Below are 15,485 nucleotides of genomic sequence, written 5' to 3'. Positions count from 1 at the left end.
ACAAAACAAAACAAAACAAAACAAAACAAAACAAAACAAAACAAAACAAAACAAAACAAAACAAAACAAAAACAAAACAAAACAATATCTTATATTTTTTCTCCTGTATGCAATTTTTAAAATTTTTGCTATGTGACTAACGCAAAATACCTACCATTTTCTTACCTCTAAAAAGTTCCCGCGAAGCTTAATGCGGTAAAGATAAAAGTATTTTCAAAACAAAAATTTCTATATTTTTCTATTAACTAATTGTTTAATAAGAAATTTAATAATATAAAAAATTTCTTGTAACGATAGTGATCAATACAAGTACATAATATAGATGAATGCTATTATTGGCGATTTTAATTGTTGCTGAACCGCTGCTCTTATATACTTAAAGCATTATTCAATAGGAGACCGTAATATGAAACGTTTAGTATTGCTACGTCATGGCGAAAGTGAGTGGAATCAAAAAAATCTGTTCACTGGCTGGACAGATGTTGATCTCACTGAAAAAGGCTGTAATGAAGCTAAAAAAGCCGGCGAATTATTAAAAACAGAAGGGTTTCATTTCAAAAAAGCTTTTACCTCATATCTGAAACGCGCTGTTAAAACGCTTAGTTTTGCCTTAGATAAAATGGATTTAGATTGGATTCCAGTTGAAAAAAGCTGGCGTTTGAATGAAAAACATTATGGTGAATTACAAGGCTTAAATAAAGCTGAAACGGCTGAAAAATATGGCGAAGAACAAGTTCTTGTTTGGCGTCGTAGTTATGACGTGCCGCCTGCACCATTGGCAAAAGATGATCCACGTTCACCGCTTTTAGACCCTCGCTATAAAGATGTTGATCCTAATGAGCTCCCTTTGACGGAATCATTAAAAGAAACCGTTGAGCGTATCCTACCTTATTGGGAAAGCACCATTAAACCTACTTTAGAAAAAGAAGGGGAAATTATCGTTGCTGCACATGGTAATAGTCTTCGCGGAATTGTTAAACATCTAAAAGGTATTTCAGATGAAGATATCGTTAAGCTAAATCTTCCGACAGGTGTTCCCTACTTATTCGAATTTGATGATGACATGAACCTTGTTCGCGATACTTTCTTAGGTGACCCTGAAGAAGTCCGTAAGCTACAAGCAGCAGTTGCAAATCAAGGCAAAAAACAATAATAAACTTCTACAAAAGCGGAAAAAGCCGCTTTTGTAGCTTATTAAGCAAATTACTATAGCCAAAGAAGACTAAAGTTGGTATAAGGCTTACCGAGTGCAGATAGTACGGTTGTACAGTAAGTGAAGGCAACACCGTACCAATTTAGTATTTCTTCGACTATATGATACTGCATTAAGATATTTATACTGCTATTCGTCGCGCTGACAGAGAGCTCAATCCAAAATAGGGAAGCTTTAGAGCAGATCAGCGAAGAAAAATTCAATGAGTTATTAGACTCACTAGGAATTGCTAGTACAGCAGTATCTTATTATTATCGTCTCTTCAAATCTACAACAATACAAACAGATACCAATCAAATTTCTCGCGCAAATTTTCTATTACCAAATCATTGCCATTTTCTATAGCTAAATGCCTTTAACCCACATACAGCGTTAGCTCGTTTTGCCGTACTGAGATTGTCTGAAACCGTTGCAAAACCTCTAAAAATAGAGAAATTTCAATTTTTTAAATTTTAAAAACATATTAAAATCATGGTGTTAATTTTTATGCTATAGCCAAAGGCTAATAAAAGAGTTACAGAAATTAGATGGTTATTCCAGTAAAGTATGTGTACTTACTTTATTCATCTATCTTAACACTATAACCATTCTAGTAGTCTTTCACTATAATGGTAAAAATTCGTGTGAAACGGAATTTTGCAAATGTCTCTAGCTGTCTGTGGTTCGTCAGTTTGTATGCAAACTAAACCCATTCAGCTATATAACAGAGATTAAAAATCTACTTATCTAACACCAAAATCAAATTCCCTTTTTCTCTACGCCAATCAAAATATTTTAAAAACTGCATCCCTAATAAAACCTCATCATCCATATTTGGCATAATGGTTGCAGGAACATTGCGCATACGAATAGATGCTACTTTTAATAATGCAATTTGCGTGGTAGGTGCTTCTAGTGTGCCATTTGCCGTAGAAACGGTTATCTTAGCTCCAGGTCGTAAACCCGCTTCATCAGCAATCGTTTGCCCTACAGCAATACCAGATGCCCCAGTATCCAATAAGAAAGTTACCTCGACACCATTAATCTCTCCCTTTATGCGATAGTGATGATCTTGTGAGGGCTGAATAACCATTTCTTGACCGTTCACACCTTGCATCATTTCTACCTTAGAAGATTGATTAAAATACCCAACTAAATATAAATAAAACCCTACTGCTAATAACAACAAGGTTATTAGAGCAAATCCTGTCCCCCAACGGCGGATATCATTATTCTCTTGCATTAACTTTCCTTATCTTAATAAGATACTTTACTAAAAACAGGCACACTATGGCATCCATATAAAATAAAGTATTTCACTAAATAGCAATACCTTAATTGAATAGAATAGACTGTTTTCGCTTTATCAACTGGAGAATATTATGAATATTAACAATCTGCTTAATCAAGTATTAGGCGCTGGGCAACAGCTTAATCAAAGAAGTAACGGTAATGTTACTGGACAAGGATTGGGCGGGCTTTTACAAAGCGTATTAGGCAATAGCAATAGTGGAAGTAATAGCCTTATCGATACCTTAGGCGGACTAATGAAAGATAAAAATGCATTAAAAAAACTAGGAGGAAGTGCAGCAGCTGCGGGAATTTTATCAATGGTGCTAGGTGGCAGTAATGGCTCTCGCGGTATGTCTAATTCTATTGCCAAGATGGGTTCTCTAGCAGCTATTGGAACTTTGGCTTATAAAGCTTATCAAAGCTGGCAACAAAATGATGCTAAAGCCAACGCAAATACACAATCTATTCAGCCTTCTGCGCAAAGAAGTCAATCTGAAGCAGAAAATAATAGTCGCGTTGTTTTAAAAGCAATGATTGCTGCTGCCAAAGCAGATGGCGAAATTTCTGCTGCTGAACAAAATGCTATTTTGAACCAAGTCGGTCAAGAAGACCAAGAAGCACAAAACTGGTTAAATCAAATCCTACAAAACATACCTACGCCACAGCAAATTGCCGCTGAAGTAGGCAATGACTCCGCATTAGCAGCTGAAGTCTATCTGGCTTCTCGAATCGTTTGTGGAGATTTGGATAGAAAAGAAATTATATTCCTTGCTAATCTACAACAAGCTCTAGGATTAGAAGATAATTTTGTTGAACAGCTAGAAAAACAAGCTGGTTTTTAATTCCTTATTAAGGGCGCTGTGATGCGTCCTTATCATTTCTCTATTCGAATGCACGGAAAAAGTGCTTAAAATGTTACAATGGATGCTTTTAGCATTTGGATGAATACATGCCTTATCAAGCTTTTTCCCCACCTAGTGGCGCACGAATTGCCGTTGGTATTTCTGGTGGGGTAGATTCTTCTGTAGCTGCTTATCTATTAAAAAAGCAAGGCTATGATGTTTTTGGTATTTTTATGAAGAACTGGGAAGAATCTTTTTCCAGCGGCTACTGTACAGTAGAAGAAGATTTAGAAGACGCTAAAGAAGTCTGCGAAACCTTAGGTATCAAATTACACACCGTCAACTTTGTTAAAGCTTATCACGAGCGCGTGTTCTCGCTTTTTTTAGAGGAATATCGCGCGGGTCGAACGCCCAATCCTGATGTTTTATGTAATCGAGAAATTAAATTTGCAGAATTAGCATACTATAGCGAAAATTTAGGTGCAGATTTTCTCGCCACGGGACATTACGCGCGCCGTATGCAAAATGGTCATCAAGCGGCTTTATTTAAAGGACAAGATCACAATAAAGATCAATCCTATTTTTTACATCAAATCACGCCAACTCAGCTAAATAAAGCTCTCTTCCCACTTGGAGAATTAGAAAAAACGGAAGTGCGTAAAATTGCCGAAGCGCAAGGCTTATCTACCTTTGACAAAAAAGATTCAACCGGTATTTGCTTTATTGGTGAACGCCCTTTTCGAGATTTTCTTCGTCAATACTTACCTGCTCAACCCGGCAAAATGCAAACCCCTGAAGGCGTTATCGTTGGTGAACATATTGGACTCATGTATTACACCATTGGACAACGGCAAGGGTTAGGCATTGGCGGAATAGCCGGTGCAACAGATGAGCCTTGGTATGTTCTTGATAAAGACTTAACGCGCAATATTTTAATTGTAGGACAAGGAGAGCACTCAGAGCTTTATCATCAATCGCTCAGTGCAAGTCATTTATCTTGGCTTGAAGAAGCACCACAACCCAATAAATCTTATTTAGCAAAAACCAGATATCGTCAAGCGGATCAGCCTTGTAGTATCGAATATCAAGGAAACCATATGATTGTGCATTTTGATACGCCACAAAGAGCCATAACCCCCGGACAGTATGTGGTTATTTATGAGGGAGAGCGATGCTTAGGTGGAGGCATTATTGAACAACGTTGGCAGGAAAAACCATGAAACTTTCTGATATACAAACACAAGCATGGGCAATCTCTGCAATGTTTTTTTCTGCCGACGGTGTCGTTTCACTGTCAGAAAAAGGACACTGGAAAGAAGACAATTTTGCCACTTTATTACCCTCACTTATTCGGTTTAATTGCGAAAACATATCAGAATATTACGACCATACTGCCAATTTACAGCGTGGTCGAGAATTACTAGAAGAGCAAATGAGCGAAGGTGTGCCAGAACCGCAATTACGATATGTTTTACAACTGCTTCATATCGAAAGACGTTTATCTAAAAATACCGCTCTCATGGAAACGCTCATCCAAGGTTTAACACAAAGCTCTCGTCAAGTAGAAGCCTTTGGCTTACTACATGATAACGTTTTCGCTAAATTTTCTTCTCTATACCAACAAACTGCTAGCCAAGCGGCACGTCGCATTCTTATCAAAGGCAATCCGAGATATTTGCAGGATGCACAAACCGTCGCAAGGTTAAGAACATTATTATTATGCGCTTTACGCGCTGCTGCCCTTTGGCGTGCTAATGGCGGTAATCGTTGGCAGATGCTTTTCGGTCGTAAAGGACTGGTTGACGCGGCTAGCGAACTCTCTTTTTAATTAACATCATCAAAATAAAAGGTTAAATATGTCATTCATCATGAGCCACTATTCTTTATGGAAAAGTTTACACATCATTTTTATGGTCTGCTGGTTTACTTCTCTATTTTATTTACCACGTTTTTTCGTTTACCACACACAAGCGCTAAAAGCTGGAGATGAAAACGCCATGCGCTATTTCCGAACAATGGAGAAGAAGCTCTACATCATTGGGCATATTGGCATGGGATTAATGATTATTTTTGCAGGACTTTTACTCATCGCCAATCCTGCATGGCTAAAAGGACAAGGCTGGTTACATGCTAAATTAGTCTGTGTTGTGCTCTTAATGATTTACTACATTTCCTGCGGGAAAATCATGAAAAAATTTGCCAAAGGAGAAAATTCATATAGTGAAACTTTTTATCGTTGGTTCAATGAAATTCCGGGCTTACTACTTATCATCATTGTTTGCCTTGCTGGGCTCAAACCTTTCTAAACATGCTACAATCCGAATCATTGCTTCAACGGGAAAACACTATGCAAAGTGCCTCACTAACTGCCACTGCTTCCTTTAATCAATATGGCGAAGCCTTTTGGGATAAAAAAGGACCTTACCGCAGCTTGCATCACATCAATCCTGCGCGATTAGCCTTTATCCGCCAACATATTACGATTAAAGGAAAGCGTATCTTAGATATTGGCTGTGGTGGCGGTATATTGAGCGAATCTTTGGCAAAAGCAGGGGCAATCGTAACAGGAATTGATTTAAGCCCTGTTGTTTTAGATGCTGCGCGTCAGCACGCCCAACTGAGCGGACTGATGATTGACTACCGAGAATGCGCTAGCGCTGAATGCGTCACCAATAAAGAACAATACGACCACATCGTTTGCATGGAAATGCTAGAACACGTCATCAACCCCGCCGCTATTTTGCGAGATATTTTTCATTTGCTCAAGCCGGGTGGATATGCGTTTCTCTCAACCCTCAATCGCACACCCAAAAGCTATTTAGCCACCATTGTTGCCGCTGAATATCTGACAAGATTAGTTCCGAAAGGCACCCATCAACACGAACATTTTATCCGCCCAGAAGAGCTGGTGAATATGGCAGAACACGCAGGCTTTACCGCTATTGCGCTATGCGGTATGGATTATCATCCTTTACTCAAAACCGCTTTTTTAAGTCGTAACCTTTCTGTGAACTATTTATTAGCCATTCAGAAACCATGCTAAATTTTGCTTACGATGCCGTCTTTTTTGATTTAGACGGCACCTTATACGACACCGCAAAAGATATAATCCCAACCATCATTGCCACTTGTGAGCAAGCCAATATCTCTCCTGCTGCTTACGAAGAAATTGCGCCCATGAGCGCTTATAGCAGTCGGCATATGTTGGCAGCGGCATTGCGCACCTCTCTTACCGACGAACGATTAGACAAACTAATGCCCATTTTTTACCAACTTTACACCGAACAAGCCGGTAAAATTGCTCGCCCATTTCCGGGCATAGAAGCTCTTATTCAATTTTTAGAGCAACATAAAATTGCTTGGGGCATTGTTACCAATAAAGCTACTCAACCAACCAAAGCACTACTCAAACGCCAACACCTCACGCATCGACTATCCGCCCTCGTTTGTGCAGATACCTTACCTTATGCCAAACCCTATCCCGACCCAATTTTATTGGCTTGTGCGCAATGTAATATAGCCCCCAATCGAGCCATATTTTTAGGCGATGCTCCAAGTGATATTCAGGCAGGGAATGCAGCGGGCGTAACCACAGTTGCCTGCCTTTGGGGATATTTAACACAAGATGCCCAACCCGAAAACTGGAGCGCTGACTTTCTGATTCATCATCCAAACGATTTACTTTCATTATTAAACACATTATGAACCAAACCATACTCATTACTGGCGCCTGCGGAAACATTGGCAACGCACTGGCCAAACATTGGGACACTCAACATCATTTACTGTTATTAGACAATGACAGCCTTGCATTGCAAAAACTAGATGATGAACTCTCTGGCGACCACACACTTATTCCCTTTGACCTGTGGACATCCGAGCCTGACTTATATCAAACCCTTGCCACCATGATTTGCGAAGACTATGGAAAAATTGATGCGCTTGTTCATCTTGCTGCCTATTGCGGCAACTTACGACCTTTAATCCAAACCGACCCAGAAAAATGGCTAAAAAGTCTACAAGTTAATCTCACTGCGCCACTTTGGCTATGCCAGACCCTATTGCCATTACTCGAAAAAAGTCCGCACGGAAAAATTGGCTTTACAACTTTTGATACTTTAGGACGAGATAGCGCTCATCAAGCCCATTACTGGCATGGTTTTGGTGTCGCACAAGCAGGGCTTTCTCGCCTCATTCGCGACTTACAAGAAGAAAGCGCCGCTTATCCACAATTAAGCATTATAGAAATACGCCCACCATGGATAGACAGCCGAATGACACGCGCGATTTATCCTGATGCCAAACCAGATTGGGGCGTTACAGAAGACATTCTACCTTTATACGACCAATTTTTAGCCACACCAATTGCTCAACATGGAATAATTTCCCCATGATGATAAATCCTGAAGATTGGCTTAAAGCAGCACAAAACGTTCTTGAAATCGAATCAGATGCTATTCGTGCACAAACAGCGACTCTAAACGGTGATTTTATCCAAGCCTGCGAAACCATTTTGCAAACCGAAGGACATCTCATCATTACTGGGATGGGCAAATCTGGACATATTGGCGCTAAAATTGCTGCCACTTTTGCCAGTACAGGCACACCCGCATTCTTCGTTCACCCTGCTGAAGCTGGGCATGGTGATTTAGGGATGATTACTGCTAAAGATACCTTAATTGCACTTTCTTATTCTGGAGAAAGTGCCGAAATTATGACCATGATTTCCGTTATCCGCGAGATGGGCATTAAAATTATTAGCTTAACAGCGCGTTTACATTCTCAAATTGCCCAAGCTTCTGATATCGTCTTACCGCTACACATAGAAAAAGAAGCCTGCCCGCTTGGATTAGCACCTACCAGCAGTTCAACAGCAACATTAGCACTCGGAGACGCACTAGCCATCACCGTAATGCAAGCAAGAAATTTTAAAGAACAAGACTTTGCTCGTAGCCATCCTTTTGGACGTTTAGGCAGACGACTCATCACAAAAGTCAAAGACGTTATGCGTAGCGGTTCAGAACTCCCTATTAACCATGCTGAAGACAGCATTCAGACTGCGCTTTTCCAAATTACCGATAAACGACTCGGCTTAACATTAATTACCGATGACCAACAAAAACTTCTCGGGATTTATACCGATGGTGATTTACGCCGTAGCTTAGCAGCGGATGCGCAAGCCTTAGAAAAAACACTTAATAGCGCGATGACACATTCACCAAAAACCATTACCTCACAAGTGCTAGCAGCAGAAGCCTTGCAACTCATGCAAGAAAAACACATTACTGCATTACCAGTCGTAGAAAATGGACAACTCATTGGTATCGTACATATTCATGATTTACTTGCTGCAGGTGTAGCATGAATTACTCATTACGACAAATTTTACTCTTAATATTTCTAGCCGTTATTGTCTTGGTAAGCTTCTTATTTAATCGACAACAATCAGTAAAAACAGAACCAGTATCTGCACCGCCATTATTAGTGATTAACAACAGTGAAACCTATCGCTATAATGCGCAAGGCGTTACAGATATGCACCTACAAAGCCAAAAAACCATTTATTATAACGATGACCGCGGGACACACTTTCAAGCACCTGTTCTAACACAAATCAATCCCCCTATCAAACAAATCCTACAAGCCAACACTGCTGTTCAAAATCACGCAAAAACCGAAATATTTATGCAAGGTAATGTGATTGGTCAACGAAATAATACACAAAATACTCAGCAAACTTTAACCTTTAAAACCCCTGCCTTAACCTACCGAGTCTCTGAAAATACAGCAGAAACGAATACACACGTCACAATTTTGACCCCTAATAGCACAACTTATGCCACTGGCGCATTATGGCATTTAAAACAAAATTTATTTATACTGAAAAAAAACGTAAGGAGTACCTATGCGCCTGCTTATTAGCTTAATTCTTATGCTACTGATTCCTTTAAGTGCCGCTCAAACCAATAATCCACAAAAACTTCCCATTTCTTTAACTGCTGATAGTGGCGAATATGATGCCAATGCTGATAAAGCAACCTATACAGGTAACGTTGTCATTACACAGGGAGAAATGAAGCTCACTGGCGATAAAGTTGTCATTAGTATTAAAGACGGCGAAGTAACGATGATTGAATCTTGGGGAAATTTAGCAACCTTTCATTATGCGCCTGCAAATGAACCGCCAATTGACGGAAAAGCCAAATATCTAAAATATACCATTGCTACCTCTACGGTAGATATGGATAAAAACGCTTGGGTTAAACAACAAAAAAATGAAACCCGTGCGGAACATCTAAGCTATAACCTCAAAGCTGAAAAAATCAAAGGACAGCGTGTCAACATGACCCTTTTCCCAAAAAGTAACTAATATGACAACTGGCTTAATCGCGCAACATCTTAAAAAAAGCTATAAAAAGCGTCTTATTCTGAAAGATTTTTCACTAAATGTACAAGAAGCTGAAGTCGTTGGTCTACTTGGCCCCAATGGTGCGGGTAAAACCACCAGCTTTTACATGATTATTGGACTGATTAAACCAGATGAAGGTCACATCTTTTTAGACCAACAAGATATGACGCATTTACCCATTCACAAGCGCGCACGACTAGGACTTTCCTACCTTCCTCAAGAAGCCAGCGTTTTTAGAAAACTTAGTGTCAGAGACAATATCCTTGCTATTTTAGAACTCGCCTCTCCGCTTAAACAAAAAGAGCGCTCTGCACGTGCCCAACATCTGATGCAAGAGCTGGGAATAGAACATCTTGCTGATACCTTAGGACTTGCCCTTTCTGGTGGAGAAAGACGTCGATGTGAAATTGCCAGAGCCTTAGCCACTGAACCGCGCTTTATCCTACTAGATGAACCTTTTGCAGGAGTTGACCCAATTGCTGTTGGGGAAATCCGCCATATTATTACCCACCTCACCGATAGAAACATTGGCGTATTAATTACTGACCACAACGTTAGAGAAACCCTAAAAAGCTGCGATCGTGCCTATATATTAGGAAATGGAGAAGTGATTGCGCAAGGCAGTGCTGCGGAAATCATTGCTAACCCTCAAGCACGAGAAATCTATCTTGGTGATGATTTTACACTAAGCTAGGCGAGTAAATATGGCGCTCAATCACACACAAAACCTTGACCTTAGCCTTAAGCAGCAACTTTCTCTAACACCACAGCTGCAACAAGCCATTAAGATTCTAAATATGAATGGTACTGAATTGGCACTTGAAGTTCAGCAAATGCTCGAACAAAACTTTATGCTCAACTTAGACAATCAAGATTACCAGCTAGAAGCAATTGAATATTTAGAAGAACGATCCTCTGAAGGTTTATTAGAAGCATTAAGTGAAGAGCTAGAATATGATAGCAGCTGGGAAGAACATTATGATCATGATTGGGAAGCCCACAGCCCCCACCGAGAAGAAGAAAACAATTTAGAACAATACATTAGTGAACAATACACTTTAGACAGCTATTTACAAGAACAAATAGCCCAAATGTCGCTTCCTTTAGAAAGTCGCCAAATTGCAGAAATACTTATTTATCATTTAGATGAAGATGGCTATTTTCGTGACAACATCAATGACATTGCTAAACAATATCATCTAAAACCTCAGCAAATCAAAGAAGGGCTAGAAATTATCAAGCAATGTCAACCCACAGGAGTAGGCGCAATTGATTTAGAAGAATGCCTTAATCTGCAAATAGCTATGCTTGCGAAAAACACACCTCACTTAGAAACACTTAAACGCATTATGGCAAGACATTTCCTCTTTATCACCAAAAATCCTAAATTGGTTCAAGAGCGACTAAATATTAGTGAACACGAATTTCAGCAAGCCATTACCCTACTTAAAAGTCTTGATCCTAGACCCGGACAAAAATACACAAACCGTCCACCACCCTATATCGAACCAGAAATCATCGTTCGAGAAAAAGGCGGAATTAGTTACATTGAAACAGAAGAACACCTCATCCCTTCTATTAGTATCAATGAAACTTATGCTCAACTAGCTAAGCATGCAAATGCACAAGAAAAAACACTATTACAAGCGCAACTTAATGAGGCACGCTGGTTTATTAACGCTATAGATAAACGCGCAGATACTATTAGACGTGTAGCAGGTATCATCGTTGCTATCCAACAAGATTTCTTTCAGGAAGGGGAAAAAGCCATGCAACCGCTAACAAGGCAAAAAGTTGCTGACATGCTAAACATACATGAAAGCACCGTCTCACGTGCTGTCAACGGTAAATACCTCATGTGCAAGCGCGGTATCTTTGAACTTCGCTATTTCTTTTCTAACCAATTAGAAACCACCGACGGTGAAGATCAATCAACCACCGCAATTAAAGCCATTATTAGCGACATTATTGAAAAAGAAGACTCTAAAAATCCGTTTTCTGATAAACATATTGCAGATATATTAAGCGAACAAGGCTATAAAATAGCGCGTCGAACCATTGCAAAATACAGAGAAGCCCTTAATATTCCAACTAGCTCACAACGCCGCCAACGCTAACTCGCCTCATGAAAGCAGAACAATTAGAAATATTTAAAATAGAAAATCCGTGTAAACGTCAGTGCGAAACTGGTAAAAACGGTATTTGTACCACTTGCTACCGTAATCGCGAAGAACGATTTACTTGGAATCAACTAAATGATACACAAAAAAGCGACATTCTCAAACGTATCACTAAGCGAAAAAGAGCTATTTTAGCAAAACTCAGAGCGAACCAAATTCATAACCCTCATATAAAACAACCCACTTATCATCAAAAAGACTTATTTAACTTACAAGGAAAACCAACCTACACCAATCATCAACGCTCCTTATTCCATTTATTAGCAGCCGTAAAAACAACAGAAACACCAAAACCACAGCCAATTGAACCTCGCCCTAAAAATAAAACCATAAAAGTAGATCACTTAGGTCAGCAAAGTCTTTTCTAAAAAATCCCGCTCATCATTAGCGGGACAGATTTTAATTAGGCTCTAGACTATCAGGAATAACCTGTTAGTCTAGAAAAATGAAATCTAACAGCAAACTAAGTACATATAAGCTCAAAAAAATCGTACAATGCTTTTGTATTGATATTGACGCAACCAAAACAGCTCTTCTGCTGAATGTAAACCGTAATACCATTAACCGCTGGTACGCTATCTTTCGCCAAGAAATTTATCAGTATCAACTAAACCAAAAAACCTTTTATATGGCTCAATTGAGATCAATGAATCCTATTTTGGCGCAAAGCGTCAAAGGGATTATCATGACAAGCTCAAACGTGTTCGTGGGACTTTAAAACAATCCGTCTTTGGTATCTTTGAAAGACAAGGTCGTATCTATACTGAGATCATTCCCGACTGTAAGAAAAAGACCTTGCAAGGTGTTATAGTCAAATCAGCTAAAAAACAGAACGTTATCTACCGCTAGAATGGTTAGATAAGAGCTATAGGATGTTTTGTTTTTTAGCTGATTGCACTATATTCTTGGTAAAGTAGCGCTTGATAGTGTCATATACTCGGATGGTTGGCGTGGTTACAATGGCTTGGTCAACGTTGGCTATGCGAAACATTTTAGAGTAGACCATGGCAATAACGAGTTTGCTCATAGGCATTGCCATATCAATGGTATTGAGTCTTTTTGGAGCTTTAACAAGCGGAGGCTGAGCAAGTTTAACGGTGTTACAGTCAATTTTGAGCTTTACTTAAAAGAGAGGTTGGAGAAATCGCTTAATCAAGTTCCAAAGATGGCGTTGCAGATCATTAGAGTTCTGATTCCAACGCCACTCGCTCTGCTAGTCTAAAGCCATTGTTTTTTTTGCAAAGGTCTCAAATTGTATAGCCAACTTCCCAAAAAATGTATTCAACGTTAACTCAACATCCATTTTGAAAACAACATACTATCTTCAAATACTGTATGCATTTTTGGAGAGTCCTGCTATAGAGATTAACTGACTTATTTCAAACAATTCTCTAAATGATTAGACAGATTTTTCATGAGTTGTTCATACAATTTCGATCCAGCTTTTAAATCCGCACCAATAGGATCTAATACCGCTGTTTTTACCGATGTTCCTGCAACTAATTTTTGCGTCAATTTAGAAGGAAATTGTGGCTCATTGAAAACACAACGCACACCATTTTCTTTAAATAACTGATGAATTTCTGCAATACGCTTTGCCCCCGGTTCATGTTCAGGATCTGCTCTAACTACACCTATAGGATGTAAATAAAACTCCTCCTCAAAATAAGGATAAGCATCATGAAAAACCATATAAGGCTTATTCTCAACAGGTTTTAATTGCTGAGAAATTGTGTCTTTTAAAGTTCCCAATTTCTCTAATGCAACCTTAGCATTGGCTTGATATTGTTCAGCATGCTCGCTATCCATTTCACTTAATTTTCCAGCTGTTGCTCGAATAAGTTTGACAGCACTCTCTGTACTTAACCATAAGTGCGGATTATATTCTCCATGATGATGGTGATGCCCATGGTCATGGTCATGGTCATGGTCATGGTCATGATGATGCCCATGCTCGTGATGATCGTTGTCATCTTCTTCTTCCCATAAACCACCGCTGCGGTTTTTTAACAAGTGCATTTCGGGAATTTCCTGCCATACAATAGATTGTGCCTTATCGCCAAGCTTCTCTACCGTTTTCGGCATAAAAGTTTCTAAATCATCGCTGACCCACATCAATAAATCTGCATTACTCAAATTCTGAACATCTGAGGGTTTCAAAGAATAACCATGAGGCGAACCTTCTTTAATTAGTAACTCAGGTTCACCAACGCCTTGCATGACTTGGGATACTAAACTATGTAAGGGCTTAATCGTTGTTACGACAGTTGGCACTTTAGCCATTACACTACAACTGATACCTAGCACAAAGCTTGATAATAAAATTTTTTTCAACATACTTCTGCTCCAACAAGCTAAACTTTCAACTTGTTATAGTATAACAGAACAGTTAGTAATACAAAATTTAGTAGTGGTTTGAAAAGTATGCTGAGTAATTTCTGTAAAAAATATCAATCCAATATATGAAATTTAATATTTTATTATTGTTGAAATTATTGAGTCATAGTCCAGTATACTTTTCAAACCACTACCCAAGATTTTACTGCCTAGACTACACTTTCACTGCCGCAGCACATAATTGCTCTACTTGTTGCCAGTCTTTAGCCACTAGCAATTTTTATCAACCATCCATGAGCCTCCGCAGGCAATAACGTTCTTAAGGGCTAAATAATCCTCAATATTACCCAAATGAATGCCACACCTGTCGGCATGATTTTGAGCATAGCATAGAGTGCTAATAAGGCTTTAAGCATGGCAACGCTGCCAGAGGCTTCTGCTGGGAAAACTTCACAGCTTCTATAGTGCAATCATCAAAAACCCAACCCAATCCAAAGCAGATAAAAGAATAAAGTATCAATACAATCCATCCGCCATTCTTTGCGGATTTGCTTAATCCAAGCCCACATCTTTTCAATAGGATTTAAGTCTGGACTATAAGGGGGTAACCAAACTATCTCATGCCCATGCTCTTCAATGATTGCTTGAATATCACTGCGTTTATGAAAAGCGGCATTGTCCATGACAATTACACTGTTTTTAGGTAACTCAGGTAACAGTGCTTCTCTCACCCAATGAGAGAAAATATCGCTGTTAATAGAACCATTATATAAGCGTAAGGCAAACAATTCTCCATTGATAATGGCTCCAATCGCATTGCTCTGGTTCTTTAAATGCCAGTTATCACTTCCATGACAAACTTGTCCTTTTGTGCTGTAGCCATAAGCTCTATGAGCAAAGGCTTTAAAACCACATTCATCAAGATAGACTATCGGTTTGTCTTGAGCGGTCTTATCTACTATTTGTTCTTGAAAGTGCTCTCTTTTCTCTGTGTCGGCTTTTGGATGTTGGTTAATCTTTTTTTATGCGTTATCTTTAGTCGCTTTAGAGCATAACAAATCGCTGATTGCGAGCAATTAAAACGTCTAGCGCTTTCCCATTGGTAATCATCAGGATACTGCTCAATATCCTTAAGCAAGGCTTCATCATCAATCTTTGAGGGCTTACGCTCAGTAAAGCCTTTAGGATGGGGATTTTTAATCCAGCTATAGACGGTGAATTTGCTGATCTTG

18 protein-coding genes and 2 pseudogenes are annotated in these 15,485 nt (G+C 39.2%); 15 read left to right on the top strand and 5 right to left on the bottom strand.

Annotated features, from left to right (window positions below; genetic code table 11):
* Positions 1-406 precede the first annotated feature (406 nt).
* Positions 407-1,153, top strand: a complete 747-nt coding sequence (gene gpmA / locus A5N85_RS03795) for a 2,3-diphosphoglycerate-dependent phosphoglycerate mutase (RefSeq protein WP_072576044.1) — start codon at positions 407-409, stop codon at positions 1,151-1,153.
* Positions 1,154-1,931: 778 nt separating this feature from the next.
* Here gpmA and A5N85_RS03790 read toward each other — a convergent pair.
* On the bottom strand, positions 1,932-2,435 hold the full coding sequence (locus tag A5N85_RS03790; RefSeq protein WP_072576043.1) for a retropepsin-like aspartic protease family protein: 504 nt from the start codon (positions 2,433-2,435) through the stop codon (positions 1,932-1,934).
* Positions 2,436-2,574: 139 nt separating this feature from the next.
* Here A5N85_RS03790 and A5N85_RS03785 point away from each other — a divergent pair, with 139 nt between their 5' ends.
* The 14 genes and pseudogenes from A5N85_RS03785 (at position 2,575) to A5N85_RS14575 (ending at position 13,138) form a co-directional block, all read left to right on the top strand.
* A complete protein-coding gene (locus tag A5N85_RS03785) occupies positions 2,575-3,327 on the top strand; it encodes a tellurite resistance TerB family protein (RefSeq protein ID WP_072576042.1) in 753 nt (250 codons plus the stop codon).
* 107 nt (positions 3,328-3,434) lie between these two features.
* Complete coding sequence (mnmA, locus tag A5N85_RS03780) at positions 3,435-4,547, top strand: tRNA 2-thiouridine(34) synthase MnmA (protein WP_072576041.1); 1,113 nt, start codon at positions 3,435-3,437, stop codon at positions 4,545-4,547.
* Positions 4,544-5,155 (top strand): high frequency lysogenization protein HflD, encoded by a 612-nt coding sequence (hflD, locus tag A5N85_RS03775; protein WP_072576040.1) that lies wholly within the window; start codon positions 4,544-4,546, stop codon positions 5,153-5,155. The genes mnmA and hflD overlap by 4 nt, the downstream gene beginning before the upstream one ends.
* A 28-nt stretch (positions 5,156-5,183) precedes the next feature.
* Entirely contained in the window at positions 5,184-5,633 is a 450-nt protein-coding gene (locus A5N85_RS03770) for a CopD family protein (protein WP_245935988.1), read from the top strand.
* Positions 5,634-5,674: 41 nt separating this feature from the next.
* Entirely contained in the window at positions 5,675-6,370 is a 696-nt protein-coding gene (gene ubiG, locus A5N85_RS03765; protein ID WP_072576039.1) for a bifunctional 2-polyprenyl-6-hydroxyphenol methylase/3-demethylubiquinol 3-O-methyltransferase UbiG, read from the top strand.
* Positions 6,364-7,032 (top strand): HAD family hydrolase, encoded by a 669-nt coding sequence (locus tag A5N85_RS03760; protein ID WP_072576038.1) that lies wholly within the window; start codon positions 6,364-6,366, stop codon positions 7,030-7,032. The genes ubiG and A5N85_RS03760 overlap by 7 nt, the downstream gene beginning before the upstream one ends.
* A complete protein-coding gene (locus tag A5N85_RS03755; protein ID WP_072576037.1) occupies positions 7,029-7,721 on the top strand; it encodes an SDR family NAD(P)-dependent oxidoreductase in 693 nt (230 codons plus the stop codon). The genes A5N85_RS03760 and A5N85_RS03755 overlap by 4 nt, the downstream gene beginning before the upstream one ends.
* Positions 7,718-8,692, top strand: a complete 975-nt coding sequence (locus A5N85_RS03750; protein ID WP_072576036.1) for a KpsF/GutQ family sugar-phosphate isomerase — start codon at positions 7,718-7,720, stop codon at positions 8,690-8,692. The genes A5N85_RS03755 and A5N85_RS03750 overlap by 4 nt, the downstream gene beginning before the upstream one ends.
* On the top strand, positions 8,689-9,249 hold the full coding sequence (lptC, locus tag A5N85_RS03745) for an LPS export ABC transporter periplasmic protein LptC (protein WP_072576035.1): 561 nt from the start codon (positions 8,689-8,691) through the stop codon (positions 9,247-9,249). The genes A5N85_RS03750 and lptC overlap by 4 nt, the downstream gene beginning before the upstream one ends.
* Positions 9,233-9,697 carry a lipopolysaccharide transport periplasmic protein LptA gene (gene lptA, locus A5N85_RS03740; protein ID WP_072576034.1) on the top strand — a complete coding sequence of 155 codons (465 nt, stop codon included), beginning with the start codon at positions 9,233-9,235 and terminating at the stop codon, positions 9,695-9,697. The genes lptC and lptA overlap by 17 nt, the downstream gene beginning before the upstream one ends.
* A 1-nt stretch (position 9,698) precedes the next feature.
* Complete coding sequence (lptB, locus tag A5N85_RS03735; RefSeq protein ID WP_072576033.1) at positions 9,699-10,430, top strand: LPS export ABC transporter ATP-binding protein; 732 nt, start codon at positions 9,699-9,701, stop codon at positions 10,428-10,430.
* A gap of 10 nt (positions 10,431-10,440) precedes the next feature.
* Positions 10,441-11,853 (top strand): RNA polymerase factor sigma-54, encoded by a 1,413-nt coding sequence (rpoN, locus tag A5N85_RS03730; protein ID WP_072576032.1) that lies wholly within the window; start codon positions 10,441-10,443, stop codon positions 11,851-11,853.
* A gap of 8 nt (positions 11,854-11,861) precedes the next feature.
* Positions 11,862-12,284, top strand: a complete 423-nt coding sequence (locus A5N85_RS03725; protein WP_072576031.1) for a DUF1289 domain-containing protein — start codon at positions 11,862-11,864, stop codon at positions 12,282-12,284.
* 77 nt (positions 12,285-12,361) lie between these two features.
* Positions 12,362-13,138, top strand: a pseudogene (locus A5N85_RS14575) (transposase).
* Between the two features lie 152 nt (positions 13,139-13,290).
* Here the strand turns inward: A5N85_RS14575 and A5N85_RS03710 are convergent.
* The 4 genes and pseudogenes from A5N85_RS03710 to A5N85_RS03695 form a co-directional block, all read right to left on the bottom strand.
* Positions 13,291-14,253: a zinc ABC transporter substrate-binding protein gene (locus A5N85_RS03710; protein ID WP_072576030.1), complete on the bottom strand. Its 963-nt coding sequence runs from the start codon at positions 14,251-14,253 to the stop codon at positions 13,291-13,293.
* A 214-nt stretch (positions 14,254-14,467) separates the two neighbouring features.
* Positions 14,468-14,699 (bottom strand): annotated as a pseudogene (locus A5N85_RS17185) (bifunctional 4-hydroxy-2-oxoglutarate aldolase/2-dehydro-3-deoxy-phosphogluconate aldolase); the annotation flags it as partial.
* A gap of 27 nt (positions 14,700-14,726) precedes the next feature.
* Positions 14,727-15,215 carry a transposase gene (locus tag A5N85_RS03700; RefSeq protein ID WP_072576029.1) on the bottom strand — a complete coding sequence of 163 codons (489 nt, stop codon included), beginning with the start codon at positions 15,213-15,215 and terminating at the stop codon, positions 14,727-14,729.
* On the bottom strand, positions 15,212-15,485 hold a 274-nt coding region (locus A5N85_RS03695; RefSeq protein ID WP_143143171.1), incomplete at its 5' end, for an IS630 transposase-related protein. The genes A5N85_RS03700 and A5N85_RS03695, both read right to left, overlap by 4 nt.

The sequence above is a fragment of the Suttonella ornithocola genome (assembly GCF_001889065.1).
Lineage (GTDB): Bacteria > Pseudomonadota > Gammaproteobacteria > Cardiobacteriales > Cardiobacteriaceae > Suttonella_A > Suttonella_A ornithocola.
This window is presented reverse-complemented; position numbering and strand designations above follow the sequence as displayed.

Bases quoted from the DNA above. Each gene is read 5' to 3' on its own strand.
- A5N85_RS03790 (WP_072576043.1), bottom strand. From the start codon at position 2,435: ATGCAAGAGAATAATGATATCCGCCGTTGGGGGACAGGATTTGCTCTA.
- hflD (WP_072576040.1), top strand. From the start codon at position 4,544: ATGAAACTTTCTGATATACAAACACAAGCATGGGCAATCTCTGCAATG.
- lptC (WP_072576035.1), top strand. From the start codon at position 8,689: ATGAATTACTCATTACGACAAATTTTACTCTTAATATTTCTAGCCGTT.
- gpmA (WP_072576044.1), top strand. From the start codon at position 407: ATGAAACGTTTAGTATTGCTACGTCATGGCGAAAGTGAGTGGAATCAA.
- A5N85_RS03760 (WP_072576038.1), top strand. From the start codon at position 6,364: ATGCTAAATTTTGCTTACGATGCCGTCTTTTTTGATTTAGACGGCACC.
- ubiG (WP_072576039.1), top strand. From the start codon at position 5,675: ATGCAAAGTGCCTCACTAACTGCCACTGCTTCCTTTAATCAATATGGC.
- mnmA (WP_072576041.1), top strand. From the start codon at position 3,435: ATGCCTTATCAAGCTTTTTCCCCACCTAGTGGCGCACGAATTGCCGTT.
- lptA (WP_072576034.1), top strand. From the start codon at position 9,233: ATGCGCCTGCTTATTAGCTTAATTCTTATGCTACTGATTCCTTTAAGT.
- A5N85_RS03770 (WP_245935988.1), top strand. From the start codon at position 5,184: ATGTCATTCATCATGAGCCACTATTCTTTATGGAAAAGTTTACACATC.
- rpoN (WP_072576032.1), top strand. From the start codon at position 10,441: ATGGCGCTCAATCACACACAAAACCTTGACCTTAGCCTTAAGCAGCAA.
- A5N85_RS03710 (WP_072576030.1), bottom strand. From the start codon at position 14,253: ATGTTGAAAAAAATTTTATTATCAAGCTTTGTGCTAGGTATCAGTTGT.
- A5N85_RS03725 (WP_072576031.1), top strand. From the start codon at position 11,862: ATGAAAGCAGAACAATTAGAAATATTTAAAATAGAAAATCCGTGTAAA.
- lptB (WP_072576033.1), top strand. From the start codon at position 9,699: ATGACAACTGGCTTAATCGCGCAACATCTTAAAAAAAGCTATAAAAAG.
- A5N85_RS03750 (WP_072576036.1), top strand. From the start codon at position 7,718: ATGATGATAAATCCTGAAGATTGGCTTAAAGCAGCACAAAACGTTCTT.
- A5N85_RS03755 (WP_072576037.1), top strand. From the start codon at position 7,029: ATGAACCAAACCATACTCATTACTGGCGCCTGCGGAAACATTGGCAAC.
- A5N85_RS03785 (WP_072576042.1), top strand. From the start codon at position 2,575: ATGAATATTAACAATCTGCTTAATCAAGTATTAGGCGCTGGGCAACAG.